Source organism: Streptomyces barringtoniae (assembly GCF_020819595.1).
Lineage (GTDB): Bacteria > Actinomycetota > Actinomycetes > Streptomycetales > Streptomycetaceae > Streptomyces > Streptomyces barringtoniae.
In genome coordinates, this window is sequence record NZ_JAJHNP010000028.1 from 38,999 (window position 1) to 63,465 (window position 24,467).

The following is a 24,467-nucleotide window of genomic DNA, read 5'->3' on the forward strand; positions in this document are numbered from 1 at the left end:
AAGAACAGGGCCGCGAATACGCCGCTGCACAGCTCATCCGGCTCGGCGCACCCGTGCCGCGGGCTGGCAGTGACCCGGTGCTCTGGCTGCGGGACGCCTTGCTCGCGGTCGGCGCGCGGAACGTGAGGCACGCCGGTCCGCATCGGTTCTGCGGACGGTTGCCACGTGTTGCCGCTCGGCTGACGACGCTACCAGGGCGACGGGCTCGCATCTGATGACTACCGTCCAAGGCACCTTCAGCAGATCGAGTGACCTACGACGTTGCCAAGCTATGCTCAGATCCCGAATTCCGCTGCCTGGCTGTGTGCCTGATTCAATTCGCTCGTCCACTTAGCCGGATCCATGTCGACGAGTCGTTCGGCGACTCGGACCCGGTTGCGCATGGTGGCCTGGCCTGCGATCGGGTCGCCCCCACTTGTGGTTCTCGATCTCCAGGACATGGACGATCCGGGCCAGGAGCTGCGCCTGTCCGCGCAGATCGTTGCGTTCGGCGCGGACGCGGGCCAGATCCTGCTGCTGTTTGGCCGCGCGGGCCCGCGCCGAGTCGGGCAGCGTTTCGGGGACGGGGGTGCGGGCCTTGACCAGGGCGTAGAACAGGTCCTTGAGGCCGGTGTGCTTGTGGGTGGGCTTGTTGCGGCGCAGGCCGGCCTCGGTGGCCAGGGAGACGATGGTCAGCTTGCCGTCGGAGTGCAGCGGGGTGCCAATCAGCAGGCGCACCATGGCGTCGGTGATGGCCCGCACCTCTGTGGCGTCCTCGGTGTCGGCGTGGCCTTGGGCGTGGGTGAGGGCCTCGCCGACGAGCTGGGTCAGCGCCGCGTCGTCGCGCGGGCCGGGGGCGGTCGCGGTGGGGGTGTTCATCGGCGCTCCTCGACTTCGGTGTCGGTCGGCTGCGGGGCCTCGTGGCGTCGGATGATGGCGGTGAGGTGGTCCTTGCGCTGCTGTTCGCGGGCGGCGATGGGGTAGGGGTCGAGGCCGGCGTCGGCGTCCGCTTCGATTCGCGCGACTTCGGCCCGCAAGGCGGTGATCTGGCTGTCGGTGCGGCTGATGTTCGCGCACGCCGGGTGGCAGCGGGAGTGGTCGGGGGTGCTGCGGCCGCCGTTGCCAGCCCGGTCCCGGTCGGGGTTGCACAGCGCGGTGAACGCGTCGTGGTTGCAGGTCAGGAACGCCTTCGGGTCCTCGTAGACCTGGAGGCGGGGGTTGGCAACCAGCGCGCGCAGTTCGCGTCGTCCTAGGTAGGTCCCGGCGTAGCGGGCGGAGAACTCGGCGGCCGCGGTGCGGTAGCGGTCGGCGGCCGGGCCGCTGACCTTCTCGCCGGCGGTGATGCGTTCGCCGGCCTCGGTGAGGGTCTCGGCCAGGGCCAGGCCCTTCTCCTGGTCCGGGACCTCAAGCATGTCGGCCTTCGAGCGGCCGGCGTAGGACTCCGACATGGCGGTGGCCGCGTGGCCGTACTGCACCGCGAGTGCGATCCGGCCGCCGGGCTGGCGGTAGATGAACCAGGCGATGGTGCGGCGGAAGCGGCGCAGGGCGACGGCGCCGTCGGGATCGGGCGGGATCAGCTCGTGGGACCGGTCGTGGCCGGCGGCGAGCTGGTTGGCCCAAGCAGTGAAGGCGCGGATCCGTTCCACGGCGGTGTCGGAGGACGGGCCGGTGCGGGGCATGCAGGTGCCCTTGGCGTACCGGTAGAGGGTGCGGGTGAACAGCTGCTCGCCGGCCTCGAGTTCCTCGACGACGGCGATGGCGCGCGCGACGGGCTCCAGCACGATCCACGGCTCCGCTCGCTCCTCTCCTTCGCCGATCGCGTTGCCGTCCTCGTCCAGCACCCCCTTGAAATGCCGGCCGCGGACCTCGAACCGTACGGTGCCGTCGTCGCGCTCCACGCGGGTGCAGCAGCCGCGGCGCAGGGCTAGGACCTCCTCGGGCCGCATGCCGGAGAGGTAGGCGCAGCAGATCAGGGCGGCGGTGGACAGGTGCAGCATCAGGGTGTCCACGTCGTCGAAGCCGATCGGCTGTCTCCACGGGGCGTCGCCGATCCGGGCGGTGAGCGGAACGTCGAGGAGTGGGGCGGGGCCGAAGTTGGCCGGGGTGAGCTCGTCGGACAGGATGCGGCGGGCGCGGGCGACCTGGGAGGTAATGACGCCGAGGGTGCCGGCCAGGAAGGTGTTGGCCATCGGCGGCAGCGCTCCGCGGTAGCGGGCGCGCACGGCGGTGGCGCCGGTCGCACCGCTGGAGGGCAGCTTCTTGCCGGCCGCGAGCAGGCCGCGCAGGTGGGCCACCGTGGCCTCGGCGCCGCCGAGCGGGGCGCGGTCAGGGATGGCGGCGAGCAGCCGACGGTGCTCGCGCGCGGCGGCCAGGATGTCTGGGGACAGGTCCAGGACCGTGCGCAGCGCCCACACCAGCAGCGGGGCCATGACGGCCGGGTGCACGATCGCGACGCTGTTCTCGCCGTCGGGGGTGTCGTCGTTGGTGCCGAGGAAGTCGGACATGACCGCGGCCGGGTCCTCCCACGGCGGCATCACCAGCCGGTCGCTGCCTGGACGACTCCCTGCTGTCCGCTCAGGCCCGTGCCAACGTCATCCATGTCGTCGACCAGTACCTGGCCGGCCACCCAGCAGCGTCATCCGCGCGTTGAACATGGGCTTCCCGCGCTCCGGGGCACCCGGAGTGGTCGGGACCGTGCCGCGGCGGCACCGACAAGGACCGAGGCCGGCGCCCAGGGCACTTTTGTCGGAGTACGTCTTTCGCTGGCCCTGGCAAGATTTCCGTGATGCTGAGGTGTGCCACCGTGCGCCGGTGACACTCCGTCACGGGTAGCGGCGTCGGAGCCGGGCCATGAGGATGACGCGGTGGCGGAGCAGCGGGACTCCCGCGCGTCCGGCCATGATCCGCTTCTGTAGTTTCAGGTCGGTGATGCGGCCTTCGTTGACGCCGGAGTTGAACGGGGTGGTGATGCCCTGCACGACTGCGGGCTGGTCCTCGCGGATGGCCTTGACCAGGCCGGTCAGTGCGGGAAGTCGGGAGGTTGCGAGTTGGTCGAGCCAGGCCGGCAGCGTGGCGGCGTCGCGGGTATCAAGCATGGCGGCGAACTGACGCACCAGGTCGTGGGTGCGGTCCAGATCCGGACAGTGCTCGAGCAGCCGCCGGAGTGCCTCGGCTGCGTGCAAGCTGCGGCGGGACGGTGTAGTGGTGATCCAGCGGGCGACTTCGCGGGGCGAGGGCGGCCGCTCGCGGGGGGTGTCGATCGGCAGGCCGCGGCGTAGCGGTGCGAGGGCCATCTTGACGCGCTGGTAGTGGCCGCGGTAGCCCTTGGCGGCGATCTCCTGGTGCAGCACGGTCGCGGTGTGCTCGCCTTCCTCCCACCGTTGTTGAAGGTAGTCGAGGTATGGATCGAGGCTGGTGGGTTGGCGGGGCCGGGTGCGCCGTACACAATCCTGCCAGGTGGTGGCCCGGGCGTACTTGGCCACGGTGCGCCGGTTCAGGCCCAGCGCGTGGGCTGCGGCGCTGAGCGAGCAACCGGTGTCGGTCACTGCGTGCACTGCCTCGAACAGCCGCTTTGCGTGGCGGCGAGCTGGGGTGTCGGCCTGGCCAGACCGTGCCGTCGGGGTCGTTGGTGGCGGTGCCGGTTCGGGTGGGGGTATTGCGGCGTGCAGGCAGCCGCGGTGGGTGGCGGCGATATCTGCGATCCGCTTCGACAGCCCTTGCCACAGGTGGAAGCGGTCGCTGACCTGCACGGCGTCCGGGGCGCCGTCGGTGATGCCCTGGCGGTAGACCAGCGAGCCGTCCCGGCAGACCACCTCGACACCTGGGTGCGTCCGCAGCCAGGCGGCCAGCTGCTCGGCGTCGCGGCCGGCCCACAGCTCGATCGGTAATCGGCTGGTGGCATCCACCAGCAGGGTTCCGTAGACGTTCGCGTACAGCGCGAAGTCGTCCACGCCCAGCACCCGCGGGACCGGCGGTGACGGAAGCGGCAAGCGCATCAAGTGGAACAGCACGCTGGTCCGCGACAGCGGCACCTTCAGGATCTGCAGCAGCCGGGCGCCGCCACGGCCGGCGAGAAGCACCCCGGCCATCTCTACCAGGTGCTGCAGCAGCGGACTGCGGCGCTGATAGCGCACCGTCAACCCCTCGACCTGCTCGACAAACGTCCGCCGGCCACAACCCGGGCTGTCACAGAACAACCGCCGCACCGACAGCCCGATCAACACCGGGCGCCCGCCGACAGCGACATCGGCCAGCGTGCGGTCATAGCGACTGTGCACCCGCGCCGAACCACGACCACAGTCCGGACAAGGCACCGTCAACCCGCGGGTGCAGGCCGTGATGCGGACCACGCCGCCCGCCACCCACACTCGTTCCACTCGCACCGCGTCCAGGTGCGGAGACATGATCCGTACGAGGTCATCACACTCGCTGACAGTGCCGCTACCCGTGACGGAGTGTCACCGGCGCACGGTGGCACACCTCAGCATCACGGAAATCTTGCCAGGGCCACGTTCATGTGTACGCCGACAACTTTGGCTGCGGCGGTCGGGGCTGCGCCCACCCTTTGCCCTCTGCGCAGCCGACGGCGGCGCCACCCCGCCTCGCCGGAGTTGGCGCCGCTGGTTCGCCGGGCGCCCGGTGATTGCCGAGCGCGCCGCCCAGGTGTTGCTTCCACTAGTACGGCTCTCTCAGAAGTCAGCGATCTCTGAAGAGGTCCTCGTCGGGCTCCCAGCCGGAGTAGAAGTCCTCTGGTGATTCGTCGAGTTCGACCTCGTCGCCGAGATCATCGAGATACTCGAACTCTTCGTTCTCGATCTGTAGGTCGCAAGCAGGGCAAGTGAATACATAAGGTGTGAAGATCACCGCCCACTTGTCTTCGTCGACGTGAGTGGACCCTCCAAGCCACGCCTGGGAGCCGCAGGCGGGGCATGTCGCTGGCTCGTCATGTTCGATGTAGCCGGGATTATTGGGAGTGACCGTGGCGAGTACGGCGGTACGGGTCTCCTTGTCCAGGTGTCCGTAGCGTTGAACAAAATCGGCTCGCGCCTTGGCCAGCTTGCTTTCCAGGCGGATGCGTGCCGCGGCTGCTCGCTCCTCAATCAGCCTGTCGTGGAGCGGCCGGTAAGGGCCCCAGTAGTCGGCTGGATTGATCTCCAGTTCCGTGAGTAGAGGGTCGACCAGGCGGAGGCACGTGGTGAAGACCGTCTGGACCTCGGCGACGGCGTGTAGCCCATTGTGCGCGACTCCGTTCCGCGCGTTGGCCAGCGGCAAGAGTGCGCGCTGGTCGATCGGCATTTGCTTGCGAAGGATCTTGAGAACTCGTGTGTGTGCCTCGACCAGACCGATCGTCTTCATCTGAGAGGGCGGAACCGAGGCGTGAGTGGCTTGTCCTGTGGCGTAAAGCAGTGAGTTGAAGTCCCTGGCCTCCACGATCAGGGCTGGGTGGAGGCTCGCGAGGTAGGCCTTCAGTAGATGTTCAGCGGAGATCCCCGCGTGATGAACGGCGAAGTCGTAGTGCTCTGGGCCTTTCGTGAATGCCGCGAGGGCAGCGGCCATCCATCGCTTCGAAGAAGTCTTGAGTCGCTCGGCGTGAGGCATGGAAGGGACCCTAGACCTTGAGTGTCCCTGAGGTCCGGGCAGTTTTCGATGAGTCCAGAGCGGCTGAGCGATCGGGCAGAGCCTGGCGCTGCCCAAGCCGGGCCAGATGGTGCCAGATCTGCGTCGACCAGTGAGCCCGCTGCCGGCAGCCGCAGCGCGCGGAGGCGGACGCCCGCTGACGCGTGAGACGCCCCGTCGGTACCGGGCCCCGTCGTGTTCAGGCTTCTTCCGCCCTCTGCTGCTGGGCGGCCCAGACACGGTGCACGAGCTGCGGCCGTTGAAAGCTGGTGGGATGACGGTAGGCGCCGACGCGCGAGGCATGGGGCCGGACTCGGGAAAGATCACCGGTGCGTGCAGGGCCGCCGCGAGCGGGCCCATGTCCGTTGCGCTGCCTGAGGGCGTCGGCGCAGGCGCCGCCGGGCGCACAAGCCGAGCCGGGCTCATCCTTCGGGTATGTGTGGGCAGGTGGCGCGCTGTTGGTAGCTGCCTGGCGCGCTGGTGCCCACTGCCCTCCAGAAGGCTCGGGAGTCTTGGAAGTGGCTGCCCAGGGTGTGCCAGGACAGGCGGGGGAGTGGCTTTGTTCACGAGGTCCGGCTCTGGTCCACTTCTTGTGGTCGTGTACGTAGCGTGACTGTTACTCATCGTTAGATGGGTGCCGAGGTCGCCCGAAAATCGTCCTGCCCAGGTGGAGCGAGGCTGACAGTTCTGCCCCGTGAACGGAGTACGGCCGCAGCTGGGTGAGCTGCTGTTCTGGTTGGTGGAGGACGTGTCGGTGGAGTCGGTCGAGGTGGCTGACGCTGTCGTGCGGGTGGAGGCCCAGACCATGGCCAGTGGGGCGGCCTGTCCGGGTTGCGGGTGTTGGTCGGGGCGGGTACACGGTTCCTACCTGCGGTTTCCTCGTGATCTCCCGACCGCTGGGAAGCTGGTCGTGGTGTCGTTACGAGTACGCCGGTTCGTCTGTGCGGAGGAGAGCTGCCCGCGCAGGACTTTTGTCGAGCAGGTTCCTGGACTCACCCGTCGGTTCGGTCGGCGGACGGAGCGACTGCGATCGACGCTGGTCTCTGTCGGTCTCGCGCTCGCGGGACGGGCCGGCGCCCGGGTGTCGGACGCCTTCGGGGTGCAAGTCAGCCGTAATACGCTGCTGAGGCTGATCACCTCGCTGCCGGATCCGCCCACCGTCACGCCCCGCGTGGTCGGTGTGGACGAATACGCCCAGCGCAAGGGCCGGATCTACGGAACAGTGCTCGTCGACGTCGAGACACGTCGGCCGGTGGATCTCCTGCCGGACCGCGAGGCGGACACCCTCGCGGCCTGGCTGTCCGAGCGCCCCGGCATTGAGATCATCTGCCGGGACCGCGCCATCTTCTACGCCGACGGCGCCGCCCGTGGCGCCCCGCAAGCTCTCCAGGTCGCCGATAGATGGCACCTCTGGCACAACCTCGGCGAAGCGGCCGAGAAGTGCGTCTACCGGCACCGCGCGTGCCTGAGACCAGCACCGGCGCCGCTGGAGGAACCTCAGCCGGCGCCGGAGTCACCCGCGTCATCGCCGTGGCCGACAGGGCACCGATTCGCTGAGCGGACCCGCGCCAAACACGCCACCCTCCACGCGCTCCTGGCCGCTGGCCACAGCAAACGGTCCATCGCCCGGCAACTCGGCATGGGCCTTAACACCGTCCTACGCTTCTCCCGTGCCACCGAGCCTGAGCAGCTGTTCACCGGCCAGTGGCAGAGCCGCCCCACCAAACTCGACACCTTCAAGCCCTACCTCGACGAGCGGTGGCAAGAAGGCTGCACCAACGCCTGGAAGCTATGGGAGGAGATCAAGGCACAGGGCTACCCGGACGGTTACGGCAACGTTCGCGCCTACGTCAGCCGGAACTTACGCGGCAAACCCCAGCCAGTCGGCCCCAGGCCGCCATCCGCCCGCGCCGTCACCCGCTGGATCCTCACCCACCCCGAGGCCCTGGCCGAGAGCGACAGGATCCAGCTCAAGAACGTTCTGGCGAACTGCCGCGAACTGGACGCACTCGCCGGGCACGTCCGTTCCTTCGCCCACATGCTCACCCAGCTGCAAGGCCACGAACTGCCAGCATGGATCGAAGCCGCGACCACCGCCGACCTGCCCAGCCTCCAGCGATTCGCCCGGCATCTGGAGCGCGACCTCGACGCCGTCATCGCCGGACTCTCCCAGCCATGGAACTCCGGAGTCGTCGAAGGCCATGTCAACCGGATCAAGATGCTGAAGCGCCAGATGTTCGGCCGCGCCGGCTTTGAACTCCTCCGAAAGCGCGTCCTGCTCTACTCCTGAAAAGGCTGCTCAGGTCTCATCGTCGATCAGCCCGAAGTCTTCCGGGAACTCTTCCAGGAACTCGCGACGAGCCGGGTCGGTCTCGGCGGCTGCCATCTCCCCAACCAGCTCAATCAGTTCCTGTCGCTGATCATTAGGCAACGTACTGACCACATGGGCGACGCCCTCCATCACCTTGACCGCGTCGTCCTGATCCATCTGCTCGTCTTCGCTGCCGTCGATGAACCACAGGACATCGATCAAGGCCTCGGCCAAGGCACGAGTCAGGGACGGGTACGAAGGCGTCACGATGGTCTCCCAGCGGATCAACGGCAGAGTCCGGCCATCCCACCACACACCACTGACATCACTGTCCGTGAGCCTCCACAGAAAGTGGACCAGAGCCCGTTCTCGCGTACATAGCCACCCCGGAATTGCGCAGCAGAGTCTTCGTTCTCGCCGTTCGAGCCCGGCCACACATACAGGCGTAGGACGTGCCGCGTGGCGTCACGGACTCATCAGGGCGGCACTAGGCCGGCGGCGTCGCGATGCGGCGATTCGGTGATGCGCAGCTGCGTGCCCGGGCGGGAACTTCATCTTGGTGGTGTTCTGGTCGTAGCGGTGCTGTGGCCGGTCCCCGAGCCGGCCGTGGCACCGGTCATCCGCGGAGGAGCGCTTGCCGACAGGCCTTGCCCGCCCATTGTCGCGTCTCGTGCCGTGGGAACCGGAGGGCTGAGGCCCTCCTTCGCGCCCGACTGTATGAGCGAGCGAGACAGACCCGGTGCATGCGAAGGGCCGCATCCGCCCGTCACTGATTCCGGCCGGAGTCCGCCGCGCGCGCAGGTCCTCGGTCCGGCGGCTCCTGTGAAATAGCCGCTGGCCGGCTCGCGTTGCTACAAGCATGACGACGAATGCGCCGCGGCCCGAGGTGCTGCGATACACCGCCTTCTCCAGCGCCCCCGACGGCGGAAACCCCGCCGGCGTGGTTCTGGACGCCACCGCCCTGGACGACAGCGACATGCTGGCCATCGCCGCCGACCTTGGATACTCGGAGTCCGCATTCCTGACAGCGCCTCCGCAGGGCCTCGGCGGCCAGGAGGGGCGGGCGTACAGCATCCGTTACTTCAGCCCCAGGGCCGAGGTGTCGTTCTGCGGGCACGCCACCGTCGCGGCCGCCGTCGCTCTCGCCGAGCGGATAGGCCCTGGGGAACTGGTGTTCGCGACGCGCGTCGGCGCCGTGCCGGTGGAGGTGGCCGAGGAGAGCGGGACGGTCAGGGCCACACTCACCAGTGTCGAGCCGCACATCGAGGAGATCGCCGACGCCGATCTCACGGAGGCGCTCGCCGCGCTCGGCTGGCCGGCCGCGGATCTCGACCAGGCCTTCCCGCCCCGTGTCGCGTTCGCCGGTGCCCGCCATCTCGTTCTGGCGGCGGCGACACGCGCGCGCCTCGCGGATCTCGCGTACGACTTCGCACGCCTCGAAGCCCTGATGCACCGCTTGGACCTGACCACGCTCCAGCTGGTGTGGCGGGAGTCGGCCACCGTCTTCCATGTGCGTAACCCGTTCCCCGTCGGCGGCGTCGTCGAGGACCCGGCAACCGGCGCTGCGGCCGCAGCGTTCGGTGCGTACGCCCGTGAACTCGGCCTGGTCCCCGAGGACACTGTCCTCACTCTGCATCAGGGTGAAGACCTCGGCCGCCCTGGCGAGCTCACGGTGTCGCTGCGCGCGGGTGACCCGCGCGTCCGTGTCAGCGGCGCAGGAACTCGCATCAACTGAGAGCCCGCCCAGGTAGGAGAGCGCTCAGGTGGCGTCGGCTCATGGCCGCCTCGACAGCGCGCAGGTCGCCTTCTCCGGGTACCGGGGGAGGCGACCTGCAGTGTGGGGGAGAGGGCTACTTGAACCAGTAGCGGACGCCGTGGTGGTGGGAGCAGGTGCCCTGCGAGTGCCGCGAGTAGTCCGCGGTGGCGTCCACGCACTTCGCCGTCTCGTACTTGTCCCTTGGCTTTTGGTGGTGCGTCCAGCCGCACACCCCGGTGGTGTGGTGGACGCAGCGATGTGCGGTGTTGGTCGACGGCAGTGCCGCCGCGGACGCGGCCGGGGCACTGAAGAAGACACCGGCCGCGGCGACAGCCACCGCTGAGACGGCAAGACGAGCGCGCAACGCGTATGTCGTCCTGGGCGAGTTCGGCTTTCCAAGTCGCAGCCGAAGTAGTTCTTGCCGTAGATCAGCGTCTGGCCGGCTGGGCGGCGACGAGGTCCCTGACGTCGCTTCAATCAAGCCGAACTGTTGCTCGTCCACGTGACACCAGTCCCGTAGGCGATGAAGTTCACGCTGCTGTACCCACCACCACCGCCCGGTGGATGAGCGGGGGAGGTAAAGCCAACGCCCAGTACCGCGTCATAGCCAAGGTTGTACGCCTCGATCAGGAGGGCCTCGTAGGCGGCGTCCATCGAGGAGCGCGCGGTGCCCCAAATGACTTTGACCTGTGTGAACGGGCGGGAGTCATGGCAGAGTGTGCTAGCTGTAACGGTTGCCAGTGCCCTTTCACGAAGCTCTCCGGCCTCCTGCCGCCTCTTGCGTGCGTTGTCCATCCACTTCACGATCCGATTCTGAGCGTACTCAGTTCAAATGTCACGACCAGAGATCAGCAACCCCTGGAGCTGATCATCTAGGTGTCGCGTGAGGGGACGCGGGCGGCGAGTTCGGCGGCGAAGTGGCGGGCCTGGGCGCCCCAGTCGTGGTCCACCGTGCCGAAGTGCTGTAGGACGTCCAGCAGTTGGTGCGCCTCGGTGAGAGTGAGCAGCGGCAGGCGCGGCTCGTACAGCTCCGGCATGCCGAATGCGGGATCGAGAAGTTCGTCCATGCGGGGCGCAACGCACACCACCCCGCGCCGGTTACGCCCGCCGGCCGGTCTCTGACCAGGGATTTACCCCCTTCGCCTCCCACACGCTGAGCCTTCTGCCCGTCTGGTCCCGTGAGGTGGGGGTGAAGGCGGCGTGGGGGAGTTGTCGCATCCAGTCCACGCGCGTAGCGAACTGTTGTCCGGCTGCGGTTATCTCGTATGCGCATCTCCAACCCCCCACAATCTTTGGAGAGTTCATGCGCCGCACCCTCGTTGGCCTGCTGGCAACCGCCTTGCTCCTTCTCGGTGTCAGTGCCGCGCCGGCTCTCGCGGATCCGCCCGCGCCGCCGCCTGTGGCGACTGCCCGCGCGGAGCTGACCGCGCTCACGATCGCCCCACCGCATTCCATGGACGGCTACGCCCGCGACAAGTTCGACATCTGGTCCACCCAGCCCGACGGCTGTACCACCCGCCAGGACGTCCTGGCCCGCGACGGCAAGAACGTCCAGGACAAGCCCGACCACTGCCAGCCGGCTTCCGGCACCTGGTACTCCGTCTACGACGACACCACCGTCACCGACGTCGCGAAGGCCACCATCGACCACATGGTCCCCCTCGCCGAAGCCTGGCGCTCCGGCGCCGACACCTGGAGTCCGGATCAGCGCAAGGCCTTCGGCAACGACCTCAAAGACCCCCAGCTGCTCATCGCGTCAGAGTCGGCGAACTCCTCGAAGTCCGACAGCGGGCCGGCCGACTGGAAGCCCACCAACCACGCCTTCTGGTGCACGTACGCCGAGGACTACACCCACATCAAGTCCATCTGGAAGCTGACCACCACCGACAAGGAGAAGACAGCCCTTTCCTCGATGCTCGACACCTGCACCACCAACTGAGCCGCCCTCGACACCGCCCCGCGCTCCCCGGGCAGTTGCCCGGGGAGCGCGGGGCTGCATGGGGGCGGAGAGGGCAGGATTCGAACCTGCCTGGACCCCCAGAAGTCCGACCTTGAGGCCAGCTCGCTCTCTGGTCCCCGATCAACTGCAAGTGCTTGGCAGACGCGGCGCAGAACAGCTCCAGCACACCGGTCAGGCGGCGCCGGGAAGCACAGCCACCGAAGGCACTCCGCACCGACGGCGCAAGCAGGGCGACGAGTTCATCTTCGGTGCCCCGGCTACCTGGGGCACCGAGCAGGCGGTGAGGGGCACCGGCACCCGCCTGTATGGGCAGGGCGGCCGCGCAGGTATGGGACTGGCTGCACTCGAGGCTGACCCGGCGGGCCGCATGGGCCTCCGTCAGGTTCAGGAGATGGCCCAGGCGTCCCTGCCCAGCTTGGTGTAGCCGTCGTCCATGGTGTCGGAGGAGAGGAAGACCGGCCGCGTGAGCAGCCGATCGCCGGCCCGCTGCAGGCACAGCGCTACGCCGAGACTCAGTGAGCCGAGCTCTCCTCCGGGCAGGTAGAGGAGCTCGGGGTCGGGTTCTCGGCGCTCAGCACGTGTTTCCAGCCACTGCTCCAGCTCGGAGGGAACCCGGCCGACCAATGCTGTGTCCTCGGCGAGGACCTGTGGTCCCCGAAGGGCATCGATTCTGACAGCGCGCAAGCGCTCATCCGCCGCGTAGAAGACCGTCAGCCCCAACTCGTGGTAGCTGGCGTGACCTGCTTGGTCATGCGAGTTGTGCACGCCCCAGCTTGCCCGGATGCCGCCCAGCTCTGCGGATACCTCGTCACGGCTCATCCCAAATCGCAGCGGGCCGACACTCGCGAACGGATCCAGCGTCCACCGTTGTCGCTCGCTGTCTGGCAGAACGTGCCACAAACCCATGTGCTGACCTTACGGCCATCCGGTCGCGTGTTCGGTCGGTCCCATCGGCGGGCGCTCGGGCTTTTGCTTGGCGAACTCATCTGATGGGGGCGTGCAGCTCTCGCAGCGGAGTACGGAGGCGGCTAGGCGCAGACCGGCGGCAGCAGTGTGATGTCCGGAAGGGACTTAGAGACGGTAAAGTTTTCTTCAAGTTCAACGAATTGTTTAGGGCTAGTTGAGTGCCAATGACCGGTTCCGGTCAGCCAGTTGGATCCCTTGTGATCTTTGTCACGATTGAGTTTGTTGTCGCGTGCATGGATATTGAGCCGACCTTTGTAAGAGATAAGTAAGCCCTGGGGGGATTCTGTGAGACGTCCTATGTGGCGTCGTGCGTTGGTCCGGCGGAGTGCGCTGGCGACTGTGCTGTCACTGGTCGCGGTGGTTCCTGCGGTGGGGGCACGCGCGTATGTGTCAGTCGGCACTTCGGCTGTGGCGCGGCAGGCGTTGACTCCGGAGGAGCAGGCGTCCTCCCTGGCGGCGTCGTCGGGGGAGCGTGTCGAGGTGAAGGCCGCACGCACCGAAACGACGGAGGTGTTCGCCAACCCAGATGGAACCTTCACCCAGGAGTCGAATGCCGCTCCGGTGCGGGCACGGCTTGATGACGGCTCCTGGTCGCCGATCGACACCACCTTGTACACGGACGCCGACGGCAGCATCCGGGCCAAGGCCATCACGACGGATGTGGCGTTTTCCGACGGTGGAGACAAGCATCTGGTGACCGTGGCGAAGGACGGCAAGTCGCTGTCCGTGTCGTGGCCGACCACGCTGCCCAAGCCTGAGGTAGCCGGTAGCTCGGCGACGTATCCCGATGTCCTGCCCGGTGTCGACCTGAAAGTGACGGCAGTCAGTACCGGTTTCCAGCAGGTGCTGATCGTCAAGGACGCTAAGGCGGCTGCCAACCCGGACCTTGATCAGCTGGAGATGTCCGTAGCCGGGCAGGGCGTTCATGTTCAGCCGGGCCTGGACGGTGGCATCGCAGCGGTGGACGACGACGGGGTGAAGGTTTTCGAGAGCCCCGGAGCGCAGATGTGGGACTCCACCGGAGACGCCGCGGGCGGTTCAGGTGGCACTCAGGGGGTAGCCCGTCAGGCGTCGTTCACCGCTGAACCAAGCGCAGCACCGGGGGACGGTACGTCCGGCGACCCTTCTCACGGCCCGGATGTCGGGGACAAGACCGCCGATGTGGACGTCTCCCTGGCCGCAAACAAGCTGACCCTCACGCCTGACATGGACCTGTTGAGGGGCAAGGACACTGCCTTTCCTGTCTACATCGACCCGCCGGTGAAGGCCGTGGTCCACAACGACTGGACGGCCCTGAACTCGCAAGGTGACCACTTCTGGGAGTGGGACGGCGACAAGGGCACGGGTTACTGCTCCAACTACGCCGGCTACCTGTGCTCCTACAGCCCCTACACGCAGCGCCTGTACTACGAGTACCCGCTGACCTCGCTGTACGGGAAGAAGGTCCTGGACGTCACCTTCGAGGCCTACCAGACCTGGACGTTCACCTGCGACGCTCACTGGTACGACCTGAGCCTGGTCGACAGGGGCATCTCCGACAGCACCCGGTGGTCGAGCCGTCCCCAGGGTATCGACCTGATGGGCGACAGGAATGTCGCCTATGGCCGCGGCAGCCTGTGCAGCCCCTCGCAGCCCGCGGACTGGGTCCGCTTCAGCGACAACGTGGGCGAGGAGACCAACGAGAACCTCACCCCGACGGTGCGGGACTTCGTCGAGAAGCAGAAGCCGCAGATCACCTTCTCCCTCACCGCGCACGACGAGAGCTCCACCGCCTCCTGGGCCCGTTTCCGCGATGACGCGAAGCTGTCGGTGACGTACATCTCCCAGCCTGGCGTGCCCACACCGGTCGGCGTACAGAAGGGCACTACAGGGTCGGTGTGCAACGCCTCCACCCAGCCGTTCGCCACCAGCGACACCTCGCCCAAGATGTACGCGACCGTGCAGTCCGCTGACGGCTCCAACGCGCAGCTGCGCGCCCAGTTCGAGGTGTGGAAGGCCGACGGTTCGGCCAAGGTGTGGGATGCGGACTCGCCCTCCAGCGAGTGGGTGGCCGACAACGCCAAACGCGACGCCACCACCAGCGCTCTCGCCCCACAGACCACTTACCGCATGCACGCTCGCACCGAGGCCTACTACAAGACCGACCGCGGTACGACCGGCACGCTGACATCCTCGTGGTCGTCCTGGTGCTACTTCCGGGTCGACACGGACAGCCCCCCGGCGCCCGTGATCAGCAGCAAGGACGGCAAGTACAAGCCGGCCGACACCGACCCGGCGTCCGGGGCCGTGGGAGAAAGCGGAGTGTTCACCTTCACTCCGGCCGACAGCGACCCCAAGACCGCCGGTGTGCAGTCGGACGTGACGTCCTACAAGTGGAAGCTGAACAGCGGCAAGCTCTCCGACCCGATCCCGGTGGCCAAGGGCGCCTCGCTGGACCGCACCATCACACCGAACCAGCCGGGTGAGAACACCATCCAGGTGTGGGCCTTCGACGACGCCGGGCACACCTCGCTGACCGGCTACTACAGTTTCAACGTCAAGGGCGCGGAACTCCCCACCGGGATCTGGCACCTGGACGGCAACGGTAACGACAGCACCACCGCCACCCCGCACGGCCTCACGCCGTCTGACACAGCGGCCTACTCCATCCTGGAACGCGCCGGCACTCACTCGTTGAAGCTGGACGGAACCAGCGGCTACGCCGCAACATCCAGCCCCGTTCTGGACACCAGCAAGAGCTTCTCGGTATCTGCATGGGTGCGGTTGCAGGACGACTCCCGCAACTACACCATCCTGTCCCAGGCCGGCACGACGGCCTCGGGCTTCCAGCTCTACTACTCCTCCGCCTACAAGGCCTGGATCTTCAACCGGCACGGCAGCGACATCTCCGGCCCCACGATCACCCGCTCGATCTCGACGGCGCCGCCCACTCTGAACGTCTGGACCCACCTGGCCGGCGTGTACGACGCGGCGGCCGGAACCATCCAGCTGTACGTGAACGGACGCCCCCAGGGCGACCCGGTCGCCTTCACCACGCCATGGAACGCCACGGGAGCACTGCAGGTGGGGCGTCTGCACGCTTCCGGCTCCTACAGCGAGTACTTCGACGGCCGGATCGACGAGGTCCATGTGTGGTCCCGCGCGATCGCTGACACCGAAGTGATCCAGGACGCCGTACTGGAGGACGAGGACGCCTCCGACGGCGAGGCCGGCCATCCCACCGTGGCCCTGCTCAGCAGCTGGGACGCCACCACGGCCAGCAGCACCACCATCACCGACACCTCCGGCTACGGCCGCACCATGACCCTGCACGGAGCCACCCTGGGCATCGACCCGGACACGGCCGACAACGCCGACCTGGGCCTGCCCACCCGACAGGTCATGGCACTGAACGGAGCCAGCGACTACGCCACCGCCATGGGCCCGATGGTCGACGACACCGGCTCATTCACCGCCACGGCCTGGGTGCGCCTGGACGGCGCCAAGCTCGCGGACACCTCCAAGAGCTACCAGGTGCAGGTGCTCGGACAACCGGGAACGACCCAGTCCTCCTGGGGCGTGTGGTACGAACAGCCGGCCGGCAGCACCCAGGGCAAGTGGTACTTCGGCCGCCCCAACAAGGACGCCACCGGCGCGACCTGGACCCGAGCCCAGTCCGAAGTCGCCGCGAAGGACACCTGGGTGCGCCTGACCGTCGTCTACGACGCCCAGCAGGCAAGCGGCGACGAATCCGACAGCACCACCCGGGGAGCGGTGTACCTGTACGCCGACACCACGCAGGTCGACGGCGACCACGGTGTCGCCTACACCGCACCGTGGCAGGGCAGCGGCCAGTTCGAGGTGGGCCGTGCCCGCATCGACGGAGCAGCAGCCCGCTACTTCCCCGGTCACATCGCCAGCGTCCGCGTGTGGGCCGGCGCGATGAGCGCAAACCAGATCGGCGACATGTACGCCGCCGAACAGTAGGCACCCGTCTGCCGTACGGGCGGCCGGACCACAGCGCGCAGCGCTCCGGCCGCCCGTCGGCGACCCCTCTCCCACGTCTGTCAAACCACCCCTGCCAACCCAGGGGATATATCCGCCATCAGGCAAGGAATCGTCACAGTGAATCCCGCATCCCGCGGCAGACCGCCCAGGGCTGTCGTGCGCCGCTGGCTCGCCCGCGGCGCACTCGCCGTGAGCGTCGCCCTCATCCCGCAGATAGCAGTTCCCTCCGGAACCGCACTGCCTGCCAAGCCCGACACGAAGACCATTACTTTCCCGGCACCGCCCAAGCGCAAGGTCAACAAGGTCCTGCCGTTCAAGGCAAAAAAGCCGGCCACGACGAACAGAGCAGAGGCCGCTGCCAGGAAGACACGGCAGCACCTCGCGCACGTCCAGTGGCCCGCAGCAGCAGACACCCGCGTAGGCCTGACGGCAGGCAAGCCCGCTACGGCCCAGGCAGGCTCGGTACCCATCACGCTCACACCCGTGAGCAGTAGCAAGAAGACCAAGCAGGCCCACGGCGAGAAGAAGACGGTCCACGCCGCCAGCAAGCCGCAGGCCGTAGGCTCCGCGAGACTGCACATTTACAAGCACGCCCAGGCCGACAAAGCCGGCATCCCCGGAACTCTCATCGCCGTCAAGCCCGAAACGACAACGGAGGGCATCTGGCGGCTCAGCCTGAAGTACGCCTCCTTCGCGGACGCCTACGGCGGCTCCTACGGCTCCCGCCTGCACCTCGTGCAACTGCCCCAGTGCGCCCTGACCACACCCGGTCGCGCGAAGTGCCGCAAGCAGACACCTCTGCCCACGCACAACGACCCAGCCGCCCAGACGGTGACCGCGACCCTGCCCGCCTCCGCGACCAGCACGAAGACTGCGATGCTGCTGGCCGCCACCGCAGACTCCTCCGGTCCCAGCGGCGACTTCAGCGCCAGCCCGCTCGGTCCCTCGGCCACCTGGGAAGCAGGCGGCAGCACCGGCGACTTCACCTGGAACTACCCACTGCGCGTTCCGCCGGCCACCGCAGGACCGGCCCCGAACCTCGCCATCTCCTACAACTCGGGCTCCGTCGACGGCCGCACCTCCTCGGAAAACAACCAGACCTCCGTGGTCGGCGAAGGCTTCGGCATCACCGAGTCCTACATCGAGCGCAAATACGGCTCCTGCAAGGACGACGGCAACGACGGCAAGAACGACCTGTGCTGGAAGTACGCCAACGCCACCCTCGTCCTCAACGGCAAGGCAGCCGAACTCGTCAACGACTGCGACGACGCGACCGCCTGCGACACCGCCGAGAAGTCCCAGGCCGCCGGCGGCACCTGGAAGCTGAAGAACGACGACGCCACCAAGGTCGAACACCTGACTGGCAACACCAGCAACGGCGACGACAACGGCGAGTACTGGAAGGTCACCACCACCGACGGAACCCAGTACTACTTCGGCAAGCACCGACTGCCCGGCTGGAGCGACCACGGCACCGACGCCGACGACCCGGTCACCAACTCCACCTGGACCGTCCCGGTCTTCGGCGACGACGCAGGTGAACCCTGCCACGACACCACCTTCGCCGCCTCCAGCTGCAACCAGGCATGGAAGTGGAACCTCGACTACGTCGTCGACACCCACGGCAACGCCATGACCTACTGGTACGGCCGGGAACGCAACAACTACGCCAAGAACGGCGTCGATGACCCTGCTGCCAACTACGTCCGTGGCGGCTACCTCAAGCGGATCGACTACGGGCTGCGCAGCAACAGCCTCTACACCAAGCCCGCCGCTCAGCAGGTCTCCTTCGACTACGCCCAGCGCTGCACCGCCAGCGACTGCTCCAGCCTGACCAAGGACACCAAGCAGAACTGGCCGGACGTCCCCTTCGACCTGATCTGCGCAGACGGCACTGCCTGCACCGGCAAGACCAGCCCGTCATTCTTCACCCGCTACATGCTCACCGACGTCACCACCTCTGTGTGGACCGGCACCGGCACCACCCGCCGCGACGTCGACAACTGGCACCTCGAGCACGACTTCCCCGCCTCCGGCGACGCCTCCTCGCCCAGTCTGTGGCTGAAGTCCATCCAAAACACGGGCAAGGCCGGCGGGACCCAGGTCAGCCTGCCCACAGTTGACTTCGAGGGCATCCAACTGCCCAACCACGTCGAAGGCGGCGGCGACACCCTCCGCTACATCAAGTGGCGGGTCCGCAAGATCACAAGCGAGAGCGGCTCCGTCCTCACCGTCAACTACTCCGACCCCCAGTGCATCCGCGGCACCACCATGCCGTCCTCCGAAGACAAGAACACGCTGCGCTGCTTCCCCGTCTACTGGTCACAATCCGGCGCGGATCCGCAGCTGGACTGGTTCCACAAGTACGTGATCACCTCCGTCTTCCAGGAGGACCTCTACGGCAGCGACACTCAGGAGACGCGCTACACCTACGACGGGGGCGCCGGCTGGGGCTACTCCGACGACGACGGCCTGACCCAGGCCAAGTACCGCACCTGGAACCAGTGGCGCGGCTACGGCAAGGTCACCACCACGACAGGTGACGACACCGGCCCCACCAGCAAGATCGTCAACCTGTACATGCGAGGCCTGAACGGCGAGAAGGAGAAGGACGGCACACCGCGCGTCGAGAAGGTCACCGACTCCACCGGTACCAGCATCGACGACGACCGCCAGTACGCCGGCTTCGTCCGCGAGACCATCGCCTACAACGGCAGCCAGGAGGTCAGCGGCACCATCAACACGCCCTGGTCCCACCTGACCGGCAATCACAAGTACGACTGGGGTACCACCGAGTCGTACTTCATGAAGCCGGCCACGATCACCACCCGGACCAAGACCTCTACCGGCACCCGTACCACCCAGACCACCACGACCTACGGCACCACCTACGGTATGCCACTGAGAGTGGACGACCAGGGCGACACCGCGAAGACCGGCGACGAAACCTGCACCAAGACCACCTACGCCCGCAACACCGCGGACTGGCTCGTGCAGTTCTCCTCCCGCGTCGAAACCTACGCCGTGGGCTGCGACAAGACGCCCAATCTGCCCGACGACACCATCTCCGACGTCACCACCGGCTACGACAACCAGGCAGTCGGTGCGGCGCCCACCAAGGGCGAGATGACCTCGTCGTACCGGATCTCCGGCTACGACCCACAGAACCAGCCCACGTATCAGAAGGTCTCGACCTCCACCTACGACGACCTCGGCCGCCCTGAGACCACCACGGACGCCCTCGACCGGTCGACCCATACCAGCTATGTTCCCGACGACACCGGATACGGGCCGCTGACCCAGACCACCGTCACCGACCCCAAGGGCTACTCCGTCACCAAGGACGTCGACCCGGCCTGGGGCCAGGCGACCAAGCAAACCGACCCCAACGGCAAGGTCACCGAGTGGCAGTTCGACGCCCTCGGCCGCGTCACCGCGATCTGGAAGCCCAACCGAGCGCGCGCCCTGAACGACGCAGCCAGCCTCGTCTACACCTACAGCCTTACCAAGGACAAAGCCGCCTGGGTCCGGACCGACACCCTCAAGGCCGACGGCAAGACATACACCACCTCATACGAGATCTACGACGCACTCCTGCGAGAAAGGCAGAAGCAGGGCCCCGCGCCCGGCGGCGGCCGCGTCATCTCAGAAACGCTCTACGACGACCGCGGGCTGGCCTACCTCAAGAACGACCAGGTCTACGACAACAACAGCCCGACCAGCGCGCTGGCCAACACACTCCCCGGATCCGTGCCGGCCTCCACCGAGACCGTCTACGACGGCGCCGGACGCCCGACGGACACCATCTTCCGGGTCAACGGCCAGGAACGCTGGCGCACCAAGACCGACGACCAAGGCGACCAGGTCGCAGTCACCGCAGCCAAGGGCGGCTCAGGCACTCTCACCATCAAGGACGCCCGCGGCCGCGTCACAGAACGCCGCGAATACGCTGGCCCGACCCCGACCGGCAGCGATTACACCCGCACCAAGTACACATACACGCCCGGCGGCCAGGTCGACACCGTGACCGGCCCTGACGGCGCGGTCTGGAGCCACAAGTACGACATCCGCGGCCGGGACATCGAAAGCACCGATCCGGACAAGGGCACCACCAACATCACCTACGACGACGCCGACCAGCCCCTGACCACGACGGTCACCAAGGACGGCAAGTCACAGACCCTCATCACCGACTACGACGAACTCGGCCGCAAGACCGGCACATGGGACAGTGTCAAGGACGCTGCCCACCAGCTGACCAAACTCACTTACGACTCGGTTGCCAAGGGACAGCTGTCCTCCTCCATCCGTTACGTCGGCGGAACCACAGGCCGCATTTACGCCACTCAGATCACCGGCTACAACAACCTCTATCAACCCACGACCATCAAGACCGTACTCGCGGCGTCGGACCCGCTGGTGCAGGCCGGCGCACCACAGACCTTCACCACAACCACGGCTTACAACCTCGACGGGACGGTCAACAACACCATCCTGCCCGCCGCCGGCGGCCTGCCGACCGAGACGATCGCCTACACCTACAACGACCTCGGCCTGGTCAACACCGTCTCGGGCAGCACCGACTACATCCGCAGCGTCGGCTATACCCAGTACGGCGAACCGCAGCTGACCACCCTGGGCACCTCTTCGACCGCCAAGCAGTTCCAGGTCGCGAACCGGTACGAGGACGGCACCCGGCGCCTGCTGAACAACCACACGCTTGACCAGACCAACACCGGCTACACCAGCGACGTCGACTACACCTACGACGACAGCGGCAACGTCCTGTCGGTCAAGCAAAAGGCAGGCTCCCCCGACAACCAGTGCTTCACCTACGACGGTCACCAGCGCCTGACCGAAGCCTGGACCCCAGCATCCGGCGACTGCTCCGCCGACCGCTCGGTAACGGCCCTGGGCGGCCCGGCTCCGTACTGGAACTCCTGGACCTACACAGCCGGTGGAATGCGTGACACCCAGACCGTTCACACGGCCTCGGGTGACACCAAGACCAATTACACCTATCCACCGGTCGACGACAAGGGCGCCGGCCAACCGCACACCTTGACGTCCACCACGACGGGCGGCACCACCACCTCATACAAGTACGACGACCAGGGCAACACGACCCGCCGTCCCGGCGCCTCGGGCGATCAGACCCTGGTCTGGAACACCGAGGGCGACCTGGCGTCGCTCACCGAGAACGGCAAGACCACCAGCTATCTCTATGACGCCGACGGCGAACTGCTCGTCCGCCAAGGACCGTCCGAGACGGTGCTGTACCTTCCGGGCCAGGAGCTCCACTACGATCCTGCGGCCAAGAAGTTCACCGCCCAGCGCTACTACGGCACCGGCAACGGCACCGCGCTGCGCACGAACACCGGCTTGTACTGGATCGTGGACGACCATCACGGCACCGCCAGCATGGTCGTGGACGCGGCGACTCAGCAGATCACACGCCGTTACACGGAGCCCTTCGGTGAGGCTCGAGGCAGCACATCAACCGCGTGGCCAGATGACAAGGGATTCCTTGGCAAACCCACCGATGCCAGCACGGGGCTCACACACGTCGGCGCGCGGGAGTACGACCCGGTCACCGGTCGGTTCTTGTCCGTCGATCCTGTATTCGAAGCCGACGACCATGAGTCGTTGAACGGATACTCCTACGCCAACAACACGCCCGTCACCGCATCCGACCCCAGTGGGCTCCGCCCGATCACGGCCTGCGAGTACGGTTGCAGCAACGGCAAGGGCGGCACCTACTACGATCACCTTGAGCCCAACGGCAAGGGCGGATGGACCTACCACTCCACCGCCACCTACTCGTCGAAGACCACCATCAAGGGTGTTTCCGGCACACTGACCGCCACGGTCTCCACCGTTGGACAAGACGTGTCAGTCCGTGTGGTGTTCATGGCAGGGCCCAAACCGAAGCCGAAGGAAACGGTGTTCCACGGCTGGGCGATGGGAACCAACCCCAACTACGATCCAACTGCCCATGACGACTGGATCGACCGTGGAAAACTCTCCACACTGCAGAAAGTTCTTCTGGGCATCGTGACCGTGGTGGGGCTGGCCGTCGCCGCCGCGCCGGTGGCGGCAGAAGGCATCACAGCCTGCCTGGCCGCAGCTGCCGCCTGTGCCGAAGGCGCCGCTGATCTCCTTTCCGGTGATGCGGCCGGGAGTGGGACCACACTGACCGCAGGCGCCGGCGCAGGAGTAGCAGCAACGGCGGTCAAGGGAGCAGACAGCGCCCACAACATAGTCAACGCCAACAGATTGCGAGAAGACCTCCGCTGGATGTCGGCTAACTCGCCGTTCACCAAGGACGGTGATCTCACTGAGGAGGCCCTCAAGGAGTCCCGTATGATCCAACCGGGAGAAAAAATGGAGAACCCGGCAGTGATTGCGGAGCTCGAGGCCAGAGGTGGTGTCGGCAAGTGGGGCAAGTGGAGCACAGCCAGGCATCAAGCACCTAATGGAATGAACTTCGAAGTTCATTTTTACCGCAACAACGAGACTGGGGAAGTTCTCTACTACGACTACAAGGCAAAGTTCCCTCGCGCGATAGGTACGGACGAGAAATGAAAGTCCTCTTCAAGGGGCTGAGCGGACATCCGAAAGCGGTGACCCTCGGAGCAGGCACTCTTAGGGAGAATCGGGAGTATAGCGTCCTGGAAGTATTCTCCAGGGCCGATGGTGAGAACCTCCTCCGGATCGAATCAATACGAGACGAGCTGCCCGGCCTTTTCAATTCGCGTCTCTTCGTCGTGACCGACGGTCGGATTCCCTCGAACTGGTCGGTATCGATCGGTGTCGAGGGGGGCGTGACGTTCGGGCCCACGGCGTGGGAGCAGGCTGGGTTCTGGGACGCTCTGACGGACGGGGAGCCATGGGCGGCGGCCCTGTACGCCGAGGAGAGAGAAAAGTCCCTCGCCTGAGGACTGTGCGAGATTGACAGGAGAAAGCCCCGCCTAATTGAGGCGGGGCTTTCTCCTGTCAACTGAGACAGTGAACATGAAGGCGGGAGCGTAGGCCAGGACGCCGATGTGGGTGCTTGACCGCCGACGTGCCCGGGTGCCTGCGTCCTCGGCCGACCGGAGCTAACCTCGACTACGTGCTGTCGGCCCAGTCGTTCAGCGGTATGGCCGGGGCTATGCGGAGAGCTTTCCCCTGGCGTCCAGATCGTTCGTACAGTGGCGCGCTCCACCTGGACGCCAGGAACCACGCCTGCTCCACGGTGTGTGGGTCGACGCGTACGGGATGGGAGCTGGGATAAGTGGTGGAGGCCGTGGCGAGGCATGGAGGGATCATCCGAACTCGTCACCGTAAGGCTGCCGTGGGAACGTAAGTACATGAGCTTGTGGCTGGACTGGTCACTCGAGGGCGTCGGCAGTGCGGGCGAGGAAGCGGCTGACGTTGACGCTGCTATCCGAGCACTGGACATCTCAGTGGCGCGATCACGACGCGCCTTCGACTCCGATCGACCGTGGCAGGAGCTGAAGACATCGGCCGATGCCATGAAGATCCAAATACTGGATGAGGGCGCGAAAGTGCTGGAGAGCGGTCAAGCATGGGCTTCGACCATCGGCGGTGTTCAAGTGAAGCTCACCCCCCGGTAGCGACATCATCCAACCCCTCAGGCTCAACGATGGAGTGAAGGAGGATGCGCGTGTCCCCCGCGTGCCCGGTCAGATGGCGCGCTGCGGGGAGCAAGGGGGTACGTCGGCAAAGACCCAGGAGATCCCCAGGCCACAGCTTTGCCAGGTCAGCGCCCATCCACGTACGCGATCTTCCAAACTGGTGCTCTACGACACCGCCAGGCCCGCAGCTCAAAGCCGTTCCACCCGTGCCGTAGTCTTCCCGCGGAGGGGTGCTATGTCAGCGTGGAGCAT

Annotated in this window: 16 protein-coding genes; 7 read left to right on the top strand and 9 right to left on the bottom strand. The window is 66.7% G+C overall.

The genetic code is table 11. The features are described 5' to 3' along the window. Nucleotides 1-330: 330 nt before the first annotated feature. The 4 genes from LMU33_RS36415 to LMU33_RS36430 all read right to left on the bottom strand — a co-directional run bounded on the left by LMU33_RS36415 (nucleotide 331) and on the right by LMU33_RS36430 (nucleotide 5,577). Nucleotides 331-858: a hypothetical protein gene (locus LMU33_RS36415; RefSeq protein ID WP_228625538.1), complete on the bottom strand. Its 528-nt coding sequence runs from the start codon at nucleotides 856-858 to the stop codon at nucleotides 331-333. Then, the gene (locus tag LMU33_RS36420) at nucleotides 855-2,483 is read right to left on the bottom strand and encodes a hypothetical protein (RefSeq protein ID WP_228625540.1); all 1,629 of its coding nucleotides are present in this window, start codon (nucleotides 2,481-2,483) and stop codon (nucleotides 855-857) included. The genes LMU33_RS36415 and LMU33_RS36420 overlap by 4 nt, the downstream gene beginning before the upstream one ends. Before the next feature lie 318 nt (nucleotides 2,484-2,801). Continuing rightward, nucleotides 2,802-4,328: an ISL3 family transposase gene (locus LMU33_RS36425; RefSeq protein WP_228625542.1), complete on the bottom strand. Its 1,527-nt coding sequence runs from the start codon at nucleotides 4,326-4,328 to the stop codon at nucleotides 2,802-2,804. 346 nt (nucleotides 4,329-4,674) lie between these two features. Then, nucleotides 4,675-5,577, bottom strand: coding sequence for a HEPN domain-containing protein (locus LMU33_RS36430; RefSeq protein ID WP_228625544.1), 903 nt, complete (start codon nucleotides 5,575-5,577; stop codon nucleotides 4,675-4,677). 712 nt (nucleotides 5,578-6,289) lie between these two features. Between LMU33_RS36430 and LMU33_RS36435 the strand changes: the two genes are divergently transcribed. Next, nucleotides 6,290-7,885 (top strand): ISL3 family transposase, encoded by a 1,596-nt coding sequence (locus tag LMU33_RS36435; protein ID WP_443728982.1) that lies wholly within the window; start codon nucleotides 6,290-6,292, stop codon nucleotides 7,883-7,885. Between the two features lie 9 nt (nucleotides 7,886-7,894). On the opposite strand, the gene LMU33_RS36440 is transcribed toward LMU33_RS36435, so the two are convergent. Then, nucleotides 7,895-8,173 (bottom strand): hypothetical protein, encoded by a 279-nt coding sequence (locus LMU33_RS36440; protein ID WP_228625512.1) that lies wholly within the window; start codon nucleotides 8,171-8,173, stop codon nucleotides 7,895-7,897. A gap of 592 nt (nucleotides 8,174-8,765) precedes the next feature. On the opposite strand from LMU33_RS36440, the gene LMU33_RS36445 reads away from it, so the two are divergent. Continuing rightward, on the top strand, nucleotides 8,766-9,641 hold the full coding sequence (locus LMU33_RS36445; protein WP_228625546.1) for a PhzF family phenazine biosynthesis protein: 876 nt from the start codon (nucleotides 8,766-8,768) through the stop codon (nucleotides 9,639-9,641). A 115-nt stretch (nucleotides 9,642-9,756) separates the two neighbouring features. Here LMU33_RS36445 and LMU33_RS36450 read toward each other — a convergent pair whose 3' ends face one another. From LMU33_RS36450 to LMU33_RS36460, 3 genes are all read right to left on the bottom strand, one after another. Then, on the bottom strand, nucleotides 9,757-9,999 hold the full coding sequence (locus tag LMU33_RS36450) for a DUF3761 domain-containing protein (RefSeq protein WP_228625548.1): 243 nt from the start codon (nucleotides 9,997-9,999) through the stop codon (nucleotides 9,757-9,759). A gap of 140 nt (nucleotides 10,000-10,139) precedes the next feature. Next, complete coding sequence (locus LMU33_RS36455; protein WP_228625550.1) at nucleotides 10,140-10,466, bottom strand: hypothetical protein; 327 nt, start codon at nucleotides 10,464-10,466, stop codon at nucleotides 10,140-10,142. A 68-nt stretch (nucleotides 10,467-10,534) separates the two neighbouring features. Then, nucleotides 10,535-10,729: a hypothetical protein gene (locus LMU33_RS36460; protein ID WP_228625551.1), complete on the bottom strand. Its 195-nt coding sequence runs from the start codon at nucleotides 10,727-10,729 to the stop codon at nucleotides 10,535-10,537. 236 nt (nucleotides 10,730-10,965) lie between these two features. On the opposite strand from LMU33_RS36460, the gene LMU33_RS36465 reads away from it, so the two are divergent. Further along, a complete protein-coding gene (locus LMU33_RS36465; protein WP_228625553.1) occupies nucleotides 10,966-11,601 on the top strand; it encodes an HNH endonuclease family protein in 636 nt (211 codons plus the stop codon). 405 nt (nucleotides 11,602-12,006) lie between these two features. On the opposite strand, the gene LMU33_RS36470 is transcribed toward LMU33_RS36465, so the two are convergent. Next, nucleotides 12,007-12,528 (bottom strand): hypothetical protein, encoded by a 522-nt coding sequence (locus LMU33_RS36470; RefSeq protein WP_228625555.1) that lies wholly within the window; start codon nucleotides 12,526-12,528, stop codon nucleotides 12,007-12,009. Between the two features lie 468 nt (nucleotides 12,529-12,996). Here LMU33_RS36470 and LMU33_RS36475 point away from each other — a divergent pair, with 468 nt between their 5' ends. The 4 genes from LMU33_RS36475 (at nucleotide 12,997) to LMU33_RS36490 (ending at nucleotide 24,194) form a co-directional block, all read left to right on the top strand. Beyond that, nucleotides 12,997-16,554 carry a laminin G domain-containing protein gene (locus LMU33_RS36475; RefSeq protein ID WP_308280834.1) on the top strand — a complete coding sequence of 1,186 codons (3,558 nt, stop codon included), beginning with the start codon at nucleotides 12,997-12,999 and terminating at the stop codon, nucleotides 16,552-16,554. A 504-nt stretch (nucleotides 16,555-17,058) separates the two neighbouring features. Beyond that, a complete protein-coding gene (locus LMU33_RS36480; RefSeq protein ID WP_308280835.1) occupies nucleotides 17,059-23,160 on the top strand; it encodes an RHS repeat-associated core domain-containing protein in 6,102 nt (2,033 codons plus the stop codon). Further along, nucleotides 23,157-23,513 carry a hypothetical protein gene (locus LMU33_RS36485; protein ID WP_228625557.1) on the top strand — a complete coding sequence of 119 codons (357 nt, stop codon included), beginning with the start codon at nucleotides 23,157-23,159 and terminating at the stop codon, nucleotides 23,511-23,513. Before LMU33_RS36480 ends, LMU33_RS36485 begins: the two co-directional genes overlap by 4 nt. Before the next feature lie 414 nt (nucleotides 23,514-23,927). Beyond that, nucleotides 23,928-24,194 (top strand): hypothetical protein, encoded by a 267-nt coding sequence (locus tag LMU33_RS36490; RefSeq protein WP_228625559.1) that lies wholly within the window; start codon nucleotides 23,928-23,930, stop codon nucleotides 24,192-24,194. Nucleotides 24,195-24,467: the final 273 nt, after the last annotated feature.